A 19,353-nucleotide genomic window follows, 5' to 3' on the forward strand; every position below is an offset into this window, starting at 1 on the left:
GCGGCGGCCTCGGGGGCCGCAGCGGCGGCCGGCGCCTGGCGCTGGGGTGCCGCCGCGGGGGCGGCGCCGGAGCCGGCGGACTGGATGGCGTCGATGAGCTCGCCCTTGCGCAGGCGGCGGTAGCCCTTGATGCCCAGGCCGGCGGCCATCTCCTGCAGCTGGGGCAGGCGGAGGCCGGTCAGGCTTCCCGAGCGCACGGTGTCGGGGGTGGTGGTTTCTGACACGAAGGTTTCCTTCTCCCTCGTTCGGCCGCCGCGCCGGGCCCGAGCGGACTCGGGACGGTGCGCGGCAGCGGACGTGCACGGCTGATGCGTGCTTCGGAATCGGTGTACGGGCGATCCCACTGGGGTTCCCGTACTCGTGATGTTCCCGGTGAGCGGGCGGTCCGCGCGCAGTGAGCGGGGAGCGCCCCGATGCGGCGGCCCCGGAGGGGGCTGAGTGCCGGTGGGAACACGGCCGATTCTACCCCTTCCCGGCGGCGGTTGGGAAATCGCATGGCGGCGATCCGCGCGGAGTCGAGGTGTCGCCACGGCCGCGGGGCCCCCTCACCGCGCAGCCGCCGCCGGCCCGACCCGGACCCGTGGGGCGGCAATGGTCAGATCGCGCGGGGCACGGGGCTCAGACCGCGCCGGGCGCGGGGCTCAGCGCGGTGGTCGTGGCCCCCGCCTCGCTGATCTGCGCGCCGCGCACGCGCGCATCGTCGCCGGGCAGGGCGGCGGCCGTGCGCTCGGCCAGGTCGCCGCCGGTGCCGAGCACGAGCACCGTCGGCCCGGCCCCGGAGACCACGGCGGCCAGTCCGGCCGCGCGCAGGGCGTCGACGCGCGCCAGCGCCTCCGGCATCGCCGGGCGGCGGAATTCCTGGTGGAGGCGGTCGGCGGTGGCATCGAAGAGCAGCTCCGGGGCGCTGCTGATCGCGTGGACGAACAGGCCCGCCACCGCGCTGTTGGCCGCCGCCTGCGCGTGCGGGACCGTCGCGGGGATGAGCGAGCGGGCCACCGCGGTGTCGAGGCGGGCCGAGGGGATGACGAGTGCCGCGCTCACGCGCGGATCGACCGGGATGGAGGCCGACTGCGGGCGGCCCTGCGCATCGGCATAGCTCACGGACACGCCCCCGTAGAGGGCGGGCGCGGCGTTGTCCGGGTGGCCCTCGAAGCGCGTGGCCCAGGCCAGCTTCTCCGCCGCCGGGGGCTCCGGCAGCCCGGCCCCGGCGCTCAGGGCATCGGCGATCGAGATCCCCGCCACCACGGCGGAGGCCGACGAGCCCATGCCGCGGGACTGCGGGATGCGGTTGAGGCAGTGGAGGAGCAGCCGGTCGGCGAGGTCTGCCAGGCCGCGCTCGGCGAGCACGGTCGAAGCGATCCGATGCACGAGGTGCGAGCGGTCGCCCGGCAGGCTCCCCTCCCCCTCCCCCTCGACCTCGACGCAGCGCACCGGGTCGACGGGCTCGACGCACAGCGAGGCGGTCACCTCGTCGCGCAGGTCGAGTGCGAGGCCGAACGAGTCGTAGCCCGCCCCGAGGTTCGCCGAGGTGGCCGGCACCGTGACCTCGAAGGCCGCCGCTGCGGGCATCACCCCTCCTCGAGGCCGAGCTCGCGGGCGGCGGAGACCGCGTCGACGGGCACCCGCGTGGGGGTGAGATCGCTGCCGTCGGCGGTCCGCAGGGCCCACTGGGGATCCTTGAGGCCGTGGCCGGTCACGGTGCACACGAGCGTGGCGCCCGCGGGCACGCGCCCCGCATCGGCCTGCTTGAGCAGGCCGGCGATCGAGGCGGCGGAGCCGGGCTCGACGAAGATGCCCTCCGTGGTCGACAGGAGCCGGTGGGCGGCGAGGATCTGCTCGTCGGTGACGGCGTCGATGAGGCCGCCCGATTCGTCGCGGGCGGCCTCGGCCTGGGTCCACGAGGCCGGGTTGCCGATCCGGATCGCGGTGGCCACGGTGTCCGGGTCGTCCACGGGGTGGCCCAACACGAGGGGCGCGGCGCCGGCGGCCTGGAAGCCCCACATCTGCGGGGCGGTCTCCGCGAGCCCCGCCTCGCGGTACTCGCGGTAGCCCTTCCAGTAGGCGGTGATGTTGCCCGCGTTGCCCACCGGGAGGAGGTGGAAGTCGGGTGCGCGGCCGAGCGCGTCGACGACCTCGAACGCCGCGGTCTTCTGGCCCTCGATGCGGTCCGGGTTGACGGAGTTGACGAGGTGGACGGGGTAGGCCTCGGAGAGCTTGCGGCACAGGGTGAGGCAGTCGTCGAAGTTGCCGTCGACCTCGAGCAGCTGGGCCCCGTGGGCGATGGCCTGGCTCATCTTGCCCACCGCGATCTTCCCGGCGGGCACGAGCACCGCGCAGGCCATCCCCGCCTTCGTCGCGTACGCCGCGGCCGAGGCGGAGGTGTTGCCCGTCGACGCGCAGATGACGGCCTTGGCACCGTGGGCCCGCGCCTGGGTGATGGCCATCGTCATCCCGCGGTCCTTGAACGAGCCGGTCGGGTTCATGCCCTCGTACTTCACGTAGACCTCGGCGCCCACCCGCTGCGAGAGCGCCTCGGCGGCGATGAGGGGCGTGCCGCCCTCGCCGAGCGTCACCGCCCGCGTGGACTCCGCGAGCCCCAGCAGGGGCCGGTATTCCTCGATGACTCCCTGCCACTGGTGGCGGTGCGCTAGGGCCATGGCTGTCCTCAGTCCTTCTTCCGGTCGTTCAGAGTCCCTCGATGCGCAGCACCGAGGTCAGGTCGTTGACTACGGAGAGCGCCGCGATGTCCGCGACGGTCTGGGCGAGCGCCTCGTCCGTGCCGGAGTGGGTGGCCACGACGAGCTTGGCGTGCCGCTCGGCGGCCTCCGAGGCGGGCAGCTGGGTCTGCTGGACGAGCTCGATCGACACACCGTGGGCGGCGAAGACCTCCGTGACGGCGTTGAGCACGCCCGGGCGGTCGAACACGTCGAGCGTGATCTGGTAGCGGGTGGTGATCGCGCTGATCGGCAGGACGGGCAGGGTGGCGGTGCTCGCGTGCTCGTACTGGCCGCGGCCGCCGAGCACCTTGCGGCGGGCCACCGAGACCACGTCGCCGAGCACCGCGGAGGCCGTGGGCGCCCCGCCGGCGCCCTGGCCGTAGAACATGAGCGAGCCCGCGGCCTCCGCCTCGACGAACACGGCGTTGAAGGCGCCGGAGACCTGCGCCAGGACGTGCTCGCGGGGCAGCAGCGCGGGGTAGACGCGCGCGGAGACGCCCGCCCGGCCCTCGCTGACGAGCTTCTCGCAGATCGCCAGCAGCTTGATCGCGAATCCCTGGGCGCGCGCCGTCTCGATCATGTCCGCGGTGACGGACGCGATGCCCTCGACGTGGACGTCGTCGATCGAGACCGGAGTGTGGAACGCGAGCGCGGCGAGGATGGCGGCCTTCGCGGCGGCGTCGTGGCCCCCCACATCGGCGGTTGGATCGGCCTCCGCGAAGCCCAGCTCCTGGGCCGTGGTGAGCGCGCGGTCGAAGTCCCAGCCCTCGCGGTCCATCTGGTCGAGGATGTAGTTCGTCGTGCCGTTGACGATGCCCATGACGCGGGTGATCTCATCGCCGGCCAGGGAGTCGCCCACGGGCCGGATGATGGGGATGGCACCGGCGACCGCGGCCTCGTGCTCGAGGCGCACCGCGGCGGAGTCGGCGGCCGCCATGAGCTCCCCGTAGTGGGCGGCCAGCAGCGCCTTGTTCGCGGTGACGACGGAGGCGCCGGAGTCGAGCGCGGCGAGGATGGCCCGCCGCGGCTCGTCGATGCCCCCCATGAGCTCGATGACGATGTCGGCTCCCGCCATCGCCTGGTCGACGTCGTCGGTGAGGAGCGCGGCGGGGATCCCGGGGCGCTCGCGCTGCGCATCGCGCACGGCGACCGCCGTGAGCTCGAGCGGGGCGCCCACGCGGCGCTCGAAGTCAGCAGCGCGGCCCAGGAGGCGGCGGGCGACCTCGGTGCCGACGACGCCGCCGCCCAGCAGGGCGACCTTGAGGGGTGAGGTTTCCATCGTTTCCTTCTCGTCGGGTGCGCTCAGGCGCACGGGCGGGGTCAGCGCGCGCGGCGCGGGGGCTCGGCGGGCTCGGGGGCCGTGGCGGCGAAGCCGGGATCGGCGGCGAGCATCGCCTCGTGCGTCTCCGGCAGGAGGATCCAGTGCGCGCGGCCGTCTTCGACCGCGACGATGCCGGGGCGGGGCACGAGGTTGTAGTTCGAGGCCAGCGGGCGGCAGTAGGCGCCGGTGCCGGGCACGGCGACGAGGTCGCCGGGGCCGATGTCGGCCGGCAGGTATTCGTCGCGCACGACGATGTCCCCGCTCTCGCAGTGCTTGCCCACGACGCGCACCACCGCCGGCTCGGCCTGCGAGTCCCGGGAGGCCAGCGAGCACGAGTAGTCCGCGTCGTAGAGGGCCGTGCGGATGTTGTCGCTCATCCCCCCGTCCACGGAGACGTAGGTGCGCACGCCCGCACCGGTCTCGACACGCTTGACGGTGCCCACGGTGTAGAGCGTGAACACCGCCGGGCCGATGAGGGCCCGGCCCGGTTCGAAGGACACGAGCGGCAGGGAGGTGCCCGCTTCGCGGCACGCGCGGGCGAGCACCTGCGCCAGTCCCTCGGCCAGCTCGGCGAACGCGGCGGGCGTGTCCTGGGAGGTGTAGCGGATGCCGAACCCGCCGCCCAGGTCGAGCTCCGGGACCTCAATGCCGTGGGCCGCCTGCAGCTGGGCGCGCAGCCCCACGAGGCGGCGCGCGGCGACCTCGAAGCCCTCCGCGTCGAAGATCTGCGAGCCGATGTGGCTGTGCAGGCCCACGAGGTCCAGGTGCTCGGCGGCGACGACCGCATCGGCGGCCGCGCGGGCCTGGCCCGTCGTCAGCGACAGGCCGAACTTCTGGTCCTCGTGCGCCGTGGCGATGAAGTCGTGCGTGTGCGCCTCGACGCCGACGGTGGTCCGCACCATGACCGGTGCGCGCACCCCGCGGGCGGCGGCGGCGGCCTCGAGCCGCTCGATCTCCGGCAGCGAGTCGATCACGATGCGCCCGATCCCCCAGTCGAGGGCGAGGGCGAGCTCGGCATCGGACTTGTTGTTGCCGTGCAGGCCGACGAGGGCGGGATCGACCCCGGCGCGGCGGGCCACGAGGAGCTCGCCCAGGCTGCACGCGTCGATGCCGAGCCCGGCCTCGGCCATCCAGCCGGCGATCGCGGTGGTGAGCAGCGCCTTGCCGGCGTAGAAGGCCCGCGCGCGCCCGCCCACTGCTGCGAATGCGGCGCCGAACGAGGATACGAAGCCCTCCGCCCGGGCGCGCAGGTCGGCCACGTCGAGGACGTAGAGGGGCGAGCCGAACTCGCGCGCCAGCCACGGCGCCGAGCAGCCGCCCACCGTGAGCACCCCGGCGTCGTCCTTGGCCACGCTCGCGCCCCACAGGCTGGGCATGAGCGCGTTGACGTCGGCGGGGTACGGCAGCCAGACCGGCGAGGGCCCGGCGTGCAGCACGCCGGAGACGTGAGCCGGCATTACATGCGCTCCGGCGCGCTCACGCCCATGAGCTCGAGGCCGTTGGCGAGCACCTGGGCGGTGGCGCGGTCGAGGACGAGGCGGGCGGAGTGGGTCGCGGTGACCTCCTCGTCGCCGCGCGGGGAGACGCGGCAGGCGTCGTACCACTTGTGGAACGCGGCCGCCAGCGATTCGAGGTAGCGGGCCACGCGGTGCGGCTCGCGCAGGCGGGCGGCCTGGGCGACCACGCGCGGGTAGTCCGCGAGCGCGGACAGCAGGACTGCCTCCGTGGGGTCGCTCAGCAGGGCGGGGTCGAAGTCCTCGGCCCCGACGCCGGCGGCCCGCGCGTTGCGCTCGACGCCCCGGGCGCGCGCGTGGGCGTACTGGACGTAGTAGACCGGGTTGTCCGCGCTCGCGCTGCGCAGCACCTCCGGGTCCAGGGTGAGCGGCGAGTCCGCGGGGATGCGGGCCAGCGAGTAGCGCAGCGCGTCCGCGCCGAGCCAGTCGATGAGGTCGCGCAGCTCGATGATGTTGCCGGCGCGCTTGGACAGCTTGGCGCCGTTGACCTTGATGAGCTGGCCGATGAGGATCTCGATGTTGGCCTCGGGGTCGTCGCCGGCGGCGGCCGCGATCGCCTTGAGGCGGCCCACGTAGCCGTGGTGATCGGCGCCGAGCAGGTAGACCTTGCGCTCGTAGCCGCGGTCGCGCTTATTGAGGTAGTAGGCGGCGTCCGAGGCGAAGTAGGTGGGGTTGCCATCGGCCCGGATGAGCACGCGGTCCTTGTCGTCGCCGAACGTCGTCGTGCGCAGCCACACCGCGCCGCCCTCGTCGTAGACGTGGCCCTGCTCGCGCAGCCGCTGCACGCTCGTGGCCAGCGCGTTGGAGTCGTAGAGGGACTGCTCGGAGAACCACACGTCGAAGGCGACCCCGAAGTCGTCGAGCGTCGAGCGGATGTCGGCCAGCTGCAGCTCGTAGGCCTCCGCGCGCACCTGAGCGCGGATCTCGTCCTCCGGAGCGTCCGACCACTGCGGGTGGCGCTCGAGCAGCGCCTGGGCGATGTCGGCGATGTACTGGCCCGGGTAGCCGCCCTCGGGGACGTCGCGGCCGTGCATGCGCGCGAGCACGGAATCGGCGAACGTCTCCATCTGGGAGCCGGCATCGTTGATGTAGTACTCGCTGGCGACGCTGCCGCCGGCCGCCCGGAGCACCCGGGCGATCGCATCGCCCAGGGCCGCCCAGCGGGTGTGGCCCAGGTGCAGGGGGCCCGTGGGGTTGGCGGAGACGAACTCCATGTTGATCGTCTCGCCGGCGAGCTCGTCGCTGCGGCCGTAGTCGCGCCCGGCCGCCACGATGTCCGCCGCCACGGCGCCGGCGGCGGCGGCCTCGAGAGTGATGTTGATGAAGCCCGGGCCCGCGACATCGGCGCGGGCGATGCCCTCGCGCGCGCTCAGCAGCGCCGCGAGGTCCGCGCCGAGCTCGCGCGGGCTCAGGCCCGCCCTCTTCGCCGACTGCAGCGCGACATTGGTCGACCAGTCGCCGTGCGCGCGGTTCTTGGGCCGCTCGACGACGAGCGACGCGGGGGCCTCAATGGACAGCCCGCGCTCCTCGTTCAGCTGGGAGATGGCGGCTGCGATGGCGTCTTTGAGTTCTTCCGGAGTCACAACACAAGCCTATTACGACGCGATTGCGGGCCGAAATCCGGGGCGCGGTCCGGTGGGAGGGGGTGTGCGAAGGGCCCCCCGGGCGGTACCGGGGGGCCCTGGCGTGCGGTGCCCGCGACAGGATTCGAACCTACGACCTTCTGCTCCGGAGGCAGACGCTCTATCCGCTGAGCTACGCGGGCGGACAACCGTGTCAGCATAGCACCGGTGGCGCGGCGGTCGAAACCGCCGCCCGCCGAGCCGCCGGCACGGCGGGGCTCAGTGGCCCTTGATCGTCTTGCGGGCGGGGACGTACTCCCAGTGCCAGGGCTCGTACTGGCCCCCCTTGGCCCAGTCCGGGTTCTCCCAGCCGTACTTCGCGGCGTTCTTCACGAGCCAGTCGTACTGGGTGCCGCTGGCCTCGGCGGAACCGCCGGCCATGTCGAGGGCGATGCCCCAGCCGTGCATCGAGGTGCCCGGCTTGGCGGCGAGGCCCGGCTTGCGCCCGGCGACCGAGATCTGCCCGTCGAGCGAGCGGTAGGAGTCCGTGACCGCCATCGAGGAGCCGGTGTCGGCCTTGAACGCCGCGTTCATCTTGGCGAAGGCGACGGCCGCGTCCGCGCGCAGCTTGTGGTCGCCCACGCCGATCTTGCACAGCGAATCGGCCGGGACCTGGCCGTTGGAGAACTCGCCCTTGGGCGGCTTGCCGGAGCAGCCGGGCAGCGCGGTGCGCTGGACGGAGCTGGCGGCCGCGGCCGCCTTCTTGTTGTTCGCGGTGGGCGCGCCGCCCGCGAAGTTGTGGGCGCCCGAGGACTTCGCGTCCTTGTCCGCGCTCGCCGCAGAGCCGTCGACGGCCTCGGGGGCGAGCTCAGCGCGGTCGAGCTCGGTCTGCTGCGCGACGTGGCCCTCGGCGGCCTGGACCTGGTCCCCGCCGCCCATGTTGCCGCCCACGAGCACCGCGGCGATCGCGATGCCGGCCGCGGAGACCGTGGTGAGCGCGGAGATCGTCGCGGTCCTGCGGCGCCGGTGGCGGCGCAGCGCGGAGCCGTCGGAGCCGCGCACCGCGCGGGCGGCCGCGGTCGCGGCGCTGCGCCCGGGACGCTCCGCGGTGGGCGCCGGCTCGGCGTCCGCGGCGGAGCTGAAGGTCCGGCGGTGCAGCGGCGACACGGCGTGGCGATCGGCCCGGCGGGCCGCCTCTTCCTGCTTGCGCAGGTCCCGACGGCGCACGACGGGCTCAAGACCAGACTGATCCACAGAATCTCCAAACAGACGGAAGTCATACTCGCGCGGCACGGCCGCGCGTTCGCATGTCACAGCACTATAACGAGAAATCGCGGGAAAGTCACAGAACTGTGACGCGAGTTTCCGGTCCCGCCATCACCCGAGGTCAGGACGCCGGCTCCCGCGACATTCCGCCCGGGCGCTCAGGGCCGCGGGCTGCGCTGCATCGCGTCGTGGACCTCGCCCACGAGCTCCTCGAGGACGTCCTCGAGGAACAGCACCCCCACCGCCTGCGCGCGGTCGTCGAGCACCCGGCCCACGTGATTGCCCGCGTCCTGCATCTGGGCCAGCGAGTCCTCGATCTCGTCGCCCGCGCGCAGGGTGACGAGCGGCCGGAAGCGCTTCGCCGGCACCGGCGCGCGGTAGTCGGCCTCGGTGTCCGCATAGAGGACATCCTTGATGTGCAGATAGCTCTCCGGCACCCCATCGGAGCCCAGCACGATGTAGCGGGAGTACCCCGTCCTGCCCACGAGGTGCTCGAGCTGGGCCGGCGTGACCTCCGCCGGGATCGTCACCACCTCATCGAGCGGGACCATGACGTCGCCGATCGTCTTGTCCGAGAACTCGAGCGCGCCCTTGAGCAGGCCCGTGTCATCGCTGAGCAGCCCCTCGCGCTGGGACTCGGCGACGATCGACTGGACCTCCTCGACCGTGTACGCGGCATTCACCTCGTCGCGGGGCACGACGCCCAGCAGGCGCAGCACGAGGTTGGCGAACGCGTTGAGCGGGCGGATGGCGAACCCGAACACCCGCGAGAGGAACACGAGCGGGGGCGTGAGCAGCAGCGCCGCCTGGCGGGCGGCCGCCAGCGAGATGTTCTTCGGGATCATCTCCCCCACCACCACGTGGAGGAAGGTCACGATGGCCAGCGCGAGCACGAACGCGATCGGCGCCGACAGCGCCTCGGGCGTTCCCAAGCGGTGCAGCGGCCCCTCGAGCAGGTGGTGGATCGCGGGCTCGGCGACGTTGCCCAGCAGCAGCGAGCACACGGTGATGCCCAGCTGGCAGATCGCGAGCATCGCGGAGACGTGCTCCATGCCGTACAGCGTGGTCTTGGCCGCGCGCGAGCCCTCCTCCGCCGCCGGCTCGATCTGGGAGCGCTTGGCGGAGACGACGCCGAACTCTGCCGCGACGAAGAAGGCATTGCCCAGCAGCAGCACGACGAGCCAGATCAGCCCGAGCCAGTCACTCATGGCGCTCCCCCGCCCCGCCCGGCTGGGCCGGATAGCCCGCGTAGTCCGGGATGAGGCGCAGCCGCTCGATGCGGTGGCCGTGCATCCGCTCGACGACGAGCTCGGCGTCGGCGAGGCGCACGCGCTCCCCGACGACGGGGATCCGCCCGAGCGCCAGCAGCACGCAGCCGGCCACGGTCTCGTAGTCCGGGTCCTCCGGGATCTCGATGCCGGTGACCGCCTCGACCTCATCGGGGCGCAGCCGGCCCGGCACGATCCACGAGCCGTCGCGGGCCGGGCGCACGCTCACGCGCATCCGGTCGTGCTCATCGGCGACCTCGCCCACGAGCTCCTCGACCACGTCCTCGAGCGTCACCACGCCGGCCGTGCCGCCGTACTCGTCGACGACGACGGCCATCTGGTTGCCGCGCTCGCGCAGGACGCGCAGCAGCGGGTCGAGCGGCAGCGTCTCCGGCACCTCGGAGACGTCCGTCATGAGGCCGCCGGCGAACGCGTCGCCGCGGTTGGGCAGGGGCACGGCGAACGCCTGCTTGACGTGGACGACGCCCAGGATCTCATCGCGCGAATCGCCGACGACGGGGAAGCGGGAGAAGCCGGTCTCGCGGGCGAGCTCCATGATCTCCGCCGCCGTCGTGGACTTGCGCACCGTCGACATCCGGGTGCGCGGGCTCATGACGTCCTCGGCGGTGCGCTCGGAGAACGCGAGGGTGCGGGTGAGCAGGTCCGCGGTCTGCTCGTCCATCGTGCCCTCCTCCGCGGAGTGGCGCACGAGGGCGGTGAGCTCATCGGCGGAGCGGCCGGCGGTGCTCTCCTCCTGGGGCTCGATGCCCATCGCCTCGAGGACCTTGTTCGCGGTGCCGTTGAGCACCGCGATGACCGGCTTGAAGGCCAGCGAGAACACGTACTGGATGGGCACCGCGATCCGCGCGGCCGCCAGGGGCGCGGCGATCGCGAGGTTCTTGGGCACGAGCTCGCCGATCACCATGGACAGCACGGTCGAGACGATGAGCGCGGCCGCCAGGGCCACCCCGTCGGCGAGCGCGACGGGCACGGGCAGCAGCTCGAGGACCGGGGCGAGGATCCGCCCGAGCGAGGGCTCCATGAGGTAGCCGGTGAGCAGGGTCGTGATCGTGATGCCCACCTGCGCGGCCGACAGCTGCGTCGACAGGTGGTGCATGCCGCGCTCGATGTAACGCGAGCCGCGCTCGCCGCGGGCCACCGCCTGCTCGACCGTGTGCTTGTCGAGCGTGAGGAGGGAGAACTCGCCGGCGACGAAGACGCCGGTGCCCAGGATGAGCAGGAGCGCGAGCGCGAGGAGCAGCCATTCCATCAGGCGCGGACCACCGCCGGGCGCGGCAGCGGCGGTGCCGGGCGGCGGTGCCGCGCGAACGCGCCCTGCCGGGGGCTGTGGGCCGGGCGGGCCACGGGGGCGTGAAGGGGGCCGGCGCAGCGCCGGCTCGGACTGTCACCGCTCATGGGGCGATCCTAGCCGAGTCGGGCGCCCGCCGATCACCAGCTGCGCTCGACTGGCCGGCCCTCGTCGTAGCCCGCGGCCGACTGCACGCCCACCAGGGCCCGCTGCGCGAACTCGGGCAGGCTCGCCGCGCCGGCGTACGTGCACGACGAGCGGACGCCGGCGGCGATCTGGTCGATGAGGTCCTCGACGCCCGGTCGGGCCGGGTCGACGTACATCCGCCCGCTCGAGATGCCCTCCTCGTAGAGGCCCTTGCGGGCCCGCTCGAAGGCGGAGTCGGTGCGCGTGCGGGCGGCCACGGCGCGCGCCGAGGCCATGCCGAAGCTCTCCTTGTACTGGCGGCCCTCCGGGTCGACGAGGAGGTCCCCCGGGCTCTCGAGGGTGCCGGCGAACCACGAGCCCACCATGACCTGCGAGGCGCCGGCGGCCAGGGCGAGCGCGATGTCGCGCGGGTGGCGCACGCCCCCGTCGGCCCACACGTGGCCCCCGGCCTCGCGCGCGGCCTGGGCGCACTCGACCACGGCGGAGAACTGCGGGCGACCGACGGCGGTCATCATGCGCGTCGTGCACATGGCACCGGGGCCCACCCCCACCTTGACGATGTCCGCGCCCGCCGCGAGGAGGTCCTGGGCGCCCTCGCCCGTGACGACGTTGCCGGCCACCACGGGCACGCCCGGGCCCAGCTGCGCGATCGTCGCCAGCGCTTCGAGCATCTTCTCCTGATGGCCGTGCGCGGTGTCGACGACGAGGACGTCCGCACCCGCCGCGGCGAGCTCCCGGGCGCGCGCCGCTACATCGCCGTTGACGCCGATCGCCGCGGCGACGCGCAGGCGCCCGCGCGCGTCGAGCGCGGGCGCGTAGACGGAGGAGCGCAGCACGGCCTGCGGGGTCAGCGCCCCCACGAGGCGCCCGGCGAAGACGACGGGCGCGAAGTCCACCCGGGCGCCGGCCATGTCGTCGTAGGCCGCCGCCAGCGCCGACCGGTCCGCCCCGGCGAGGTCCGCCGCCTCGAGCACGGTGACCGGCTCGGCCATGACCTCGCGCACCGCGCGGAAGCGGTCGATGCCCTCGAGCGAGCGGCGGGACACGACGCCCAGCACCTCGCGGTCGGGCCCGACGACGACCGCGTGGCCGTGGGCGCGCTTGGGCAGGAGGTGGAGGGCGGAGAGGGCCGTGTCGTCGGGGCCGATGCGCACCGGCGTCTCGTAGACCGGGTCGCGGTCCTTGACCCAGCGGATGGCCTCGCCCGCGACGGCCAGGGGGATGTCCTGCGGCAGCACGGCCAGTCCGCCGCGCCGGGCCAGCGTCTCCGCCATCCGCCGCCCGGAGACGGCGGTCATGTTCGCCGCGACGATCGGCAGCGTCGTGCCGGTGCCGTCGCCGGTGGCCAGGTCGACGTCGAAGCGCGAGGCCAGCGCCGAGCGGCGCGGGACCAGGAACACATCGGAATAGGTCAGGTCGGTGGCCGGGGGGTCGGTGATGAAGCGCATAGGCACATTGTCCACCCACTGGAACACCGCGGACCGAAACGGGCTTAAGCTTGCTAGACGACGTCGAAGCTCCGAGCTGAGGAAGAGGGCGATTCCCGCCGTGTCCGAAACACTGCCGGCCCAGACCGCTGAGGAATTCGGTTCCAACGAGTGGCTGGTCGAAGAACTCTACGAGCAGTACAAGGCCGATAAGAACTCCGTGGACTCCTCGTGGTGGCCATTCTTCGAGAAGTTCGAGGCCGAGGGCGGTGCCGGCGGCGATGCGCCCCAGCCCGCCGCGAAGTCCGCCCAGCAGGCCTCCAAGCCCGCCGCGGAGGCGCCGGCCCCGAATTCGGCGGGCGCCGACAGCGCGCAGCCGCGCGGCGCCTCGGGCCCGGAGCAGGGCAGCGACAAGCGCGCCGAGCCGAAGCCCGCCAAGGGCGTCGAGCCCTCGGTGACGGACTCGGAGACGCCCAAGGCGGAGTCCAAGGGCGTGCCGGAGAAGCAGAACTCCCCCGCGCCCAAGGCCAGCGCGCCGGCCCAGGACGCCGAGGACACCGTGATCAAGCTGCGCGGGCCGGCCAAGCTGCTCGCCCAGAACATGGACGACTCGGTCTCCCTGCCGACCGCCACCTCGGTGCGCGCGATGCCGGCCAAGGCCCTCATCGACAACCGCATCGTCATCAACTCCCACCTCAAGCGCACCCGCGGCGGCAAGGTCTCCTTCACCCACCTCATCGGGTTCGCGGTGATCCGGGCGCTCAAGGCTTTCCCCAGTCAGAACGTCTACTACGACGTCCGCGACGACAAGCCCGTCATGATCCAGCCGGGCCACATCAACTTCGGCCTCGCGATCGACGTGCCCAAGAAGGACGGCAGCCGCTCGCTGCTCGTGCCCAACGTCAAGAAGGCCGAGACGCTGACGTTCCGCGAGTTCGTCGACGCCTACGACGACCTCGTCGCCCGCGCCCGCGACGGCAAGCTCACCGCGGAGGACTTCGCCGGGACCACCGTGTCCCTGACGAACCCGGGCGGCATCGGCACCGTGCACTCGGTGCCGCGCCTGACCCGCGGGCAGGGCTGCATCATCGGCGTCGGCGCGCTCGACTACCCCGCCGAGTTCCAGGGCGCCAGCCAGGAGACGATCAACCGGCTGGCCATCTCCAAGGTCCTCACGATGACGTCGACCTATGACCACCGCGTCATCCAGGGCGCCGGCTCCGGCGAGTTCCTCAAGCTCATCCACGGCTACCTGCTGGGCGAGGACGGGTTCTACGACGAGGTCTTCGAGTCCCTGCGCCTGCCGTACGAGCCCGTGCGCTGGGTGCCCGACGTCGACACGAGCGACCAGGACGATGTGTCGAAGTCCGCGCGGGTCATCGAGCTCATCGACGCCTACCGCACCCGCGGCCACCTCATGGCCAACACGGACCCGCTCGTCTACCGCCAGCGCAGCCACCCCGACCTCGACATCAACTCCCACGGCCTGACGCTGTGGGACCTCGAGCGGGAGTTCCCCACCGGCGGCTTCGGCGGCAAGCCGATGATGTACCTGCGCGACATCCTGGGGCTGCTGCGCGACACGTACTGCCGCACGATCGGCTTCGAGTACATGCACATCGCCTCGCCGGAGCAGCGCCGCTGGTTCCAGGCCAAGCTCGAGGTGCCGATCACCGACCTCAGCCGCGAGGAGCAGGGCCACATCCTGGGCCGCCTCAACGCCGCGGAGGCGTTCGAGACGTTCCTGCAGACGAAGTACATCGGCCAGAAGCGCTTCAGCCTTGAGGGCGGCGAGTCGGCCATCGTCATGCTCGACGAGGTGCTCAACCGCGCCGCGGACAGCCAGATGCACGAGGTCACGATCGGCATGGCCCACCGCGGCCGGCTCAACGTGCTCACGAACATCGCCGGCAAGAGCTACGACCAGGTCTTCCGCGAGTTCGACGGCACGCAGGCCCCGGACAGCTTCCAGGGCTCGGGCGACGTCAAGTACCACCTGGGCACCTCCGGGTCGTTCACCTCGCCGGCGGGCAACACGACCGACGTCTACGTCGCCGCCAACCCGAGCCACCTCGAGACGGTCGACCCGGTCCTCGAGGGCATCGCCCGGGCCAAGCAGGACGTGCTCGACCAGGGCGAGGAGGGCTTCTCCGTCCTCCCCGTGCTCGTCCACGGCGATGCGGCCTTCGCGGGCCAGGGCGTCGTCTACGAGACGCTCAACCTCTCCGAGCTGCGCGGCTACCGCACGGGCGGCACGATCCACCTCGTCATCAACAACCAGGTGGGCTTCACGACGCCGCCGGCCTCGGCCCGGTCCTCGTTCTACAGCACGGACGTGGCGAAGGCGATCAGCGCGCCCATCCTCCACGTCAACGGCGATGACCCGGAGGCCGTCTACCGGGCCGCCCAGCTCGCCTTCGAGTACCGCATGGAGTTCAACCGCGATGTCGTCGTGGACCTCGTGTGCTACCGCCGCCGCGGCCACAACGAGGGCGACGATCCGTCGATGACCCAGCCGGTCATGTACTCGCTCATCGAGAAGAAGGGCTCGGTGCGCAAGCTCTACACCGAGTCGCTCGTGGGCCGCAAGTGCATCACCGACGACGAGGCCGCCGAGGTCGTCAAGGACTTCCAGTCCAAGCTCGAGCAGGCGTTCGCGGAGACGAAGGACGCGGAGTCCCGCGAGGGCTCCTCGACCGGGTTCCCCAAGCCCTACGAGCGCCCCGCCGACCTCGAGGCCGATGCCGACGTCTCGACCGCGGTCAGCCCCGAGGTCATCGAGGCGATCGGCGATTCGATGCTCAAGGTGCCCGAGGGCTTCTCGGTGCACAAGAAGCTGCGCGGCCTGCAGGAGAAGCGCTACGAGATGTCGCGCTCCGGCGGCATCGACTGGGGCTTCGCCGAGCTGCTGGCCTTCGGCTCGCTGCTCATGGAGGGCATCCCGGTGCGCCTGGCCGGCCAGGACTCGCGCCGCGGCACGTTCACCCAGCGCCACTCGGTCCTCATCGACCACGAGAACGGCAACGAGTGGACGCCGCTGTCGAACCTCAGCCCCGAGCAGGCGAAGTTCTGGGTCTACGACTCGCTGCTCAGCGAGTACGCGGCCGTCGGCTTCGAGTACGGCTACGCCGTCGAGCGGGCCGATGCGCTGGTCGCATGGGAGGCCCAGTTCGGCGACTTCGCGCAGGGCGCGCAGTCGATCATCGACGAGTTCATCTCCTCCTCCGAGCAGAAGTGGTCGCAGACCTCGGGCGTGGTCATGCTCCTGCCCCACGGCTATGAGGGCCAGGGTCCGGACCACTCCTCGGCGCGCATCGAGCGCTACCTGCAGATGTGCGCGGAGAACAACATGACGGTGGCCTACCCGTCGAACGGCGCCTCGTACTTCCACCTGCTGCGCCGCCATGCCCACGCGCCGGTCAAGCGCCCGCTCGTGGTGTTCACGCCCAAGTCCATGCTGCGGCTCAAGGCGGCGGCGTGCTCGGTCGACCAGTTCACGCACGGCACCTTCGAGCCGATCATCCCGGACACCGAGGTGGCCGCGGACAAGGTCGACCGGGTCGTGCTGGTCTCCGGCAAGCTGTACTGGGACCTCGTGGCGGCGCGGAAGAAGGCCGGCGACGAGAAGACCGCGATCGTGCGCGTCGAGCAGCTCTACCCGCTCGACGGCGACCTCATGAACGAGGTGCTGGGCCGCTACCCGTCGTCCGCCGAGCTCTACTGGGCCCAGGAGGAGCCGGCGAACCAGGGCGCGTGGCCGTTCATGGCGCTCAACCTCACGCCGCTGCTCGACGGGCGCCAGATGACGCTCGTGTCCCGCGGGGCCTCCGCCTCGCCCGCCACGGGCCTCAAGAAGGTCCACGACGCCGAGCAGTCCGGCCTGGTCGAGCGAGTCTTCGACCGGTGACCGGCACGAAGGACACGGCCATCGTCGTGGCCGGCGACGAGCTCGTCGCCGGCCACGGGGACGGCCGCGGCCTGGGCTGGACCGGGCGCGTGGCCGCGCGCACGCTGCCCGCGCTGCCCACCGCGCGCTTCTACCCACTGGGCGTGCCCGCGGAGGACAGCGCGGCCTTCGCCAAGCGCGCGCTCGCCGAGGCCGGGCTGCGGTTCACTCCGGAGTCGGAGAACCGCCTCGTGCTCGCGCCGGGCTCGCACGACATCGCCTCGGGCCTGTCGACTGCCCGCTCGCGGCTCAACCTCGCCAACGTCTTGGATGCGGCGCTGGCCGCGGAGGTCGCGACGTTCGTCGTGGGCCCCACCCCGGTGCTGCGCGCGGAGGACAACCGCCGGATCGGCGAGCTCAGCCAGGGCTACGCGGACGTGGCGCTGCGCCGCGGCGTGCCCTTCGTCGACGCGTTCACCCCGCTCGACGGGCACCCGGTGTGGCAGCGCGAGCTCGCGGCCTCCGCGGCGGGCCTGCCCTCCCAGGAGGGCTACGGCCTCATCGCGTGGCTCGTGCTCAACCGCGGCTGGTTCGACTGGCTGGGCGTCGAGGACGCGCTGGCCCGCGCCTGAGCGCTCAGCCCTGCAAGCCCCAGCCGCCGGCGCCGGACGCACGGGCGCGCGAGCGCGGGGAACGTGCGCAGGAGCGCTGGTGCCGGGGCCCGCGGGGCGCCGGGCGGTGCAGGATTGGCCCCGGGTGCACCGCCGCGCGTTGGCGGGCCCGCGGGCCGTATGGGAAGATGGTCCGGGTCAATGAGAAGGAGAGAGCTATGAGCAAGCGCGCACGCAAGCGCCGCGACCGCAAGCGCCGCGGCCCCAACCACGGCAAGCGCCCCAACGCATGAGCTGACGCTCTGACGTCGCAGCAGGGCCGAGGCGCCCCGGGATCTCCCGGGGCGCCTCGGCCCTGCTGGCGTCTGCGCTGCTGGTGGGTGCCGTGCTGGCCGGCGCTTGCCGGTGGGTGCCGCGCTGTCGGTGGTCGCTGTGCTGCCGGTGGCTGCTGGGCTGCCCGGAGCCGCTCAGCCGTTCCAGCGCGCGATGATCGTGCGCTGCTCGACGACGATGCGCGCGCGGATGCGCTCGCGCAGGCCGTCGGGCGCCTCGTCGGACTGACACGAGCGGCGCACGAGCTGCTTGAGCATCGCCTCGATCGCGTACTCGCTCTGGCATTCCGGGCACGTGGCCAGGTGGTGTTCGATCTCGCCGAGCTCGGAGGCGTCGAGTTCGCCGTCCAGGTAGTGGTAGATCCGCTCGAGGCTCGAGAGCCGCTCCGGTGAGAAGCGGGCGGTTTCGGGGGTGCGCTCCTCGCTCATCGCTGCTCTCCCTTCTGCGTGCTCGCGGCTTTCCTCTGGGGGCTTGCGGCCTTGCCTGCCGTGGGCTTCTGCCCGGACTTCTTCTGCGGCGCCGTCTGCTGGGCCGCCGGCTTCTTCCCGCCGGGCTTCTTCGCCGGGGCCTTCTTCGCCCCCGCCTGCTGCGGCGCGGCCTGCTGCCCGCCGGAGCGCGCGGCGCTGGGATCCGTGCCGAAGCCGCGGTCGGCCGCGTAGTCGGAGAGCATCTCGCGCAGCTGCCGGCGCCCGCGGTGCAGGCGCGACATCACGGTGCCGATGGGCGTCTCCATGATCTCCGCGATCTCCTTGTAGGGCAGCCCCTCGACGTCCGCGTAGTAGACGACCATGCGGAACTCCTCCGCGAGCCTGCCCAGGGCGTCCTTGACGTCGCTGTCGGGCAGGTGGTCGAGGGCCTCGAGCTCGGCCGAGCGCCCGTCCGAGGACGAGTGGCTGGCCGCCCGCGCGATCTGCCAGTCCTCGATGTTCTCCCCCGAGGACTCCTGGGGCTGGCGCTGCTTCTTGCGGTAGGTGTTGATGAACGTGTTCGTGAGGATGCGGTAGAGCCACGCCTTGAGGTTCGTGCCCGGCGTGTACTGGTGGAAGGCCGCGTAGGCCTTCGCGTAGGACTCCTGGACGAGGTCCTCCGCATCCGCGGGGTTGCGCGTCATCCTCAGCGCCGCCGCATAGAGCTGATTGACATACTCCATGGCGTCGCGCTCGAAGCGCTCCGTGCGCTCACGGTCGGTTTCCTCTGCGGGCGATTGCGCAGTCATCGAGTCACTCATCACCGTCAATCGTACGTCGGGCCGCTGCCGCGGCGCTCGGCGCTCATCCAACGCCTGCACGCGCATCACCTCTCAGCTGGAGAACAAGCGGACCTGCCGCCCGCCGGGGCACGCCCGCGCAGGCCCCTGGGGCGTCCGCGGCCGCTGCCGTCGTGGGTGCACAACGGGGTCCCCGGTGCGAATATTCCGCGCGCCGGGCCCCGGTGCGCCCCGGCCGCGGCGCGCTATGCTGGCGCTTGAGACAACAGCCGCAAGCGAAAGGCATCATCGTGTCCCTGGTCCGACTGCTCGCCCGCCCCATGCTCGCCTCCGCCTACATCGCCAACGGCATCGCGCGCGTGAAGAACCCGAAGGCCAGCGCGGGCTCGGTGGCTCCGCTGCTCAGCCTCGCGAAGAAGAACGTCGACATCCCGGTCGATGCGGAGACCGCGGCGCGGATCGCCGGCGGCGCTCAGGTCGCGGCCGGTGCGCTGCTGGCCATCGGCCGCTTCCCGCGCATCTCCTCCACCATCCTCATCGGCACCTACGTCCTCGACGTCGTGGGCGAGCAGATGTCGAAGGGCAAGCTCGATCCGAAGGAGGAGCTGGCCAACGGCTCGCTGCTGACGAAGACCTCGCTGCTCGGCGGAGCGCTCCTGGCAGCCGTCGACACGGCCGGCCGTCCCGGCCTCGTGTGGCGGGCCCAGCACGCCGCCGAGGAGCTGCGCGAGGCCGTCGAGCGCAACACCGCCAAGGCGATCGACGCGGTCTCCCCCAACTGAGGA

At 72.6% G+C, this 19,353-nt stretch carries 15 protein-coding genes, 1 tRNA gene and 1 pseudogene; 4 read left to right on the top strand and 13 right to left on the bottom strand.

Annotated features, from left to right (window positions below; translation table 11 throughout):
* The 11 genes from GSY69_RS05355 to guaB1 form a co-directional block, all read right to left on the bottom strand.
* Nucleotides 1–224 (bottom strand): Rho termination factor N-terminal domain-containing protein (locus GSY69_RS05355; RefSeq protein ID WP_328698774.1); only part of this gene is annotated, 224 nt, incomplete at its 3' end.
* A gap of 394 nt (nucleotides 225–618) precedes the next feature.
* Nucleotides 619–1,569 (bottom strand): homoserine kinase, encoded by a 951-nt coding sequence (thrB, locus tag GSY69_RS05360; RefSeq protein WP_160952850.1) that lies wholly within the window; start codon nucleotides 1,567–1,569, stop codon nucleotides 619–621.
* Nucleotides 1,569–2,657: a threonine synthase gene (thrC, locus tag GSY69_RS05365; RefSeq protein ID WP_160952851.1), complete on the bottom strand. Its 1,089-nt coding sequence runs from the start codon at nucleotides 2,655–2,657 to the stop codon at nucleotides 1,569–1,571. Before thrC ends, thrB begins: the two co-directional genes overlap by 1 nt.
* A 28-nt stretch (nucleotides 2,658–2,685) precedes the next feature.
* Nucleotides 2,686–3,996 (bottom strand): homoserine dehydrogenase, encoded by a 1,311-nt coding sequence (locus GSY69_RS05370; protein WP_160952852.1) that lies wholly within the window; start codon nucleotides 3,994–3,996, stop codon nucleotides 2,686–2,688.
* A gap of 41 nt (nucleotides 3,997–4,037) precedes the next feature.
* Nucleotides 4,038–5,495, bottom strand: a complete 1,458-nt coding sequence (gene lysA / locus GSY69_RS05375) for a diaminopimelate decarboxylase (protein WP_160952853.1) — start codon at nucleotides 5,493–5,495, stop codon at nucleotides 4,038–4,040.
* On the bottom strand, nucleotides 5,495–7,135 hold the full coding sequence (gene argS / locus GSY69_RS05380; RefSeq protein WP_160952854.1) for an arginine--tRNA ligase: 1,641 nt from the start codon (nucleotides 7,133–7,135) through the stop codon (nucleotides 5,495–5,497). The genes lysA and argS overlap by 1 nt, the downstream gene beginning before the upstream one ends.
* Before the next feature lie 109 nt (nucleotides 7,136–7,244).
* Nucleotides 7,245–7,317: transfer RNA gene (locus GSY69_RS05385), tRNA-Arg, on the bottom strand.
* Between the two features lie 76 nt (nucleotides 7,318–7,393).
* Complete coding sequence (locus tag GSY69_RS05390; RefSeq protein WP_160952855.1) at nucleotides 7,394–8,368, bottom strand: M15 family metallopeptidase; 975 nt, start codon at nucleotides 8,366–8,368, stop codon at nucleotides 7,394–7,396.
* Between the two features lie 170 nt (nucleotides 8,369–8,538).
* A complete protein-coding gene (locus GSY69_RS05395; RefSeq protein WP_160952856.1) occupies nucleotides 8,539–9,588 on the bottom strand; it encodes a hemolysin family protein in 1,050 nt (349 codons plus the stop codon).
* Entirely contained in the window at nucleotides 9,581–10,918 is a 1,338-nt protein-coding gene (locus GSY69_RS05400; RefSeq protein ID WP_160952857.1) for a hemolysin family protein, read from the bottom strand. The genes GSY69_RS05395 and GSY69_RS05400 overlap by 8 nt, the downstream gene beginning before the upstream one ends.
* 179 nt (nucleotides 10,919–11,097) lie before the next feature.
* Entirely contained in the window at nucleotides 11,098–12,552 is a 1,455-nt protein-coding gene (gene guaB1, locus GSY69_RS05405) for a GMP reductase (RefSeq protein WP_160952858.1), read from the bottom strand.
* Nucleotides 12,553–12,664: 112 nt separating this feature from the next.
* On the opposite strand from guaB1, the gene GSY69_RS05410 reads away from it, so the two are divergent.
* From GSY69_RS05410 to GSY69_RS15355, 3 genes are all read left to right on the top strand, one after another.
* The gene (locus GSY69_RS05410) at nucleotides 12,665–16,438 is read left to right on the top strand and encodes a multifunctional oxoglutarate decarboxylase/oxoglutarate dehydrogenase thiamine pyrophosphate-binding subunit/dihydrolipoyllysine-residue succinyltransferase subunit (protein ID WP_407925007.1); all 3,774 of its coding nucleotides are present in this window, start codon (nucleotides 12,665–12,667) and stop codon (nucleotides 16,436–16,438) included.
* Nucleotides 16,435–17,049, top strand: a complete 615-nt coding sequence (locus GSY69_RS05415; RefSeq protein WP_160952860.1) for a GDSL-type esterase/lipase family protein — start codon at nucleotides 16,435–16,437, stop codon at nucleotides 17,047–17,049. The genes GSY69_RS05410 and GSY69_RS05415 overlap by 4 nt, the downstream gene beginning before the upstream one ends.
* A gap of 197 nt (nucleotides 17,050–17,246) precedes the next feature.
* The gene (locus tag GSY69_RS15355) at nucleotides 17,247–17,321 is read left to right on the top strand and encodes a 50S ribosomal protein bL37 (RefSeq protein ID WP_407925008.1); all 75 of its coding nucleotides are present in this window, start codon (nucleotides 17,247–17,249) and stop codon (nucleotides 17,319–17,321) included.
* 174 nt (nucleotides 17,322–17,495) lie between these two features.
* Here the strand turns inward: GSY69_RS15355 and rsrA are convergent, their stop codons facing one another.
* Together rsrA and GSY69_RS05425 are read right to left on the bottom strand one after the other, a co-directional pair.
* A complete protein-coding gene (gene rsrA, locus GSY69_RS05420) occupies nucleotides 17,496–17,789 on the bottom strand; it encodes a mycothiol system anti-sigma-R factor (protein WP_160952861.1) in 294 nt (97 codons plus the stop codon).
* A gap of 185 nt (nucleotides 17,790–17,974) precedes the next feature.
* Nucleotides 17,975–18,577, bottom strand: a pseudogene (locus GSY69_RS05425) (sigma-70 family RNA polymerase sigma factor); the annotation flags it as partial.
* A gap of 281 nt (nucleotides 18,578–18,858) precedes the next feature.
* Here GSY69_RS05425 and GSY69_RS05430 point away from each other — a divergent pair.
* Nucleotides 18,859–19,350 carry a DoxX family membrane protein gene (locus tag GSY69_RS05430; protein WP_160952863.1) on the top strand — a complete coding sequence of 164 codons (492 nt, stop codon included), beginning with the start codon at nucleotides 18,859–18,861 and terminating at the stop codon, nucleotides 19,348–19,350.
* Nucleotides 19,351–19,353 lie beyond the last annotated feature (3 nt).

Origin of the sequence: Brevibacterium rongguiense (genome assembly GCF_009857845.1) — a bacterium.
Classification (GTDB): Bacteria; Actinomycetota; Actinomycetes; order Actinomycetales; family Brevibacteriaceae; genus Brevibacterium; species Brevibacterium rongguiense.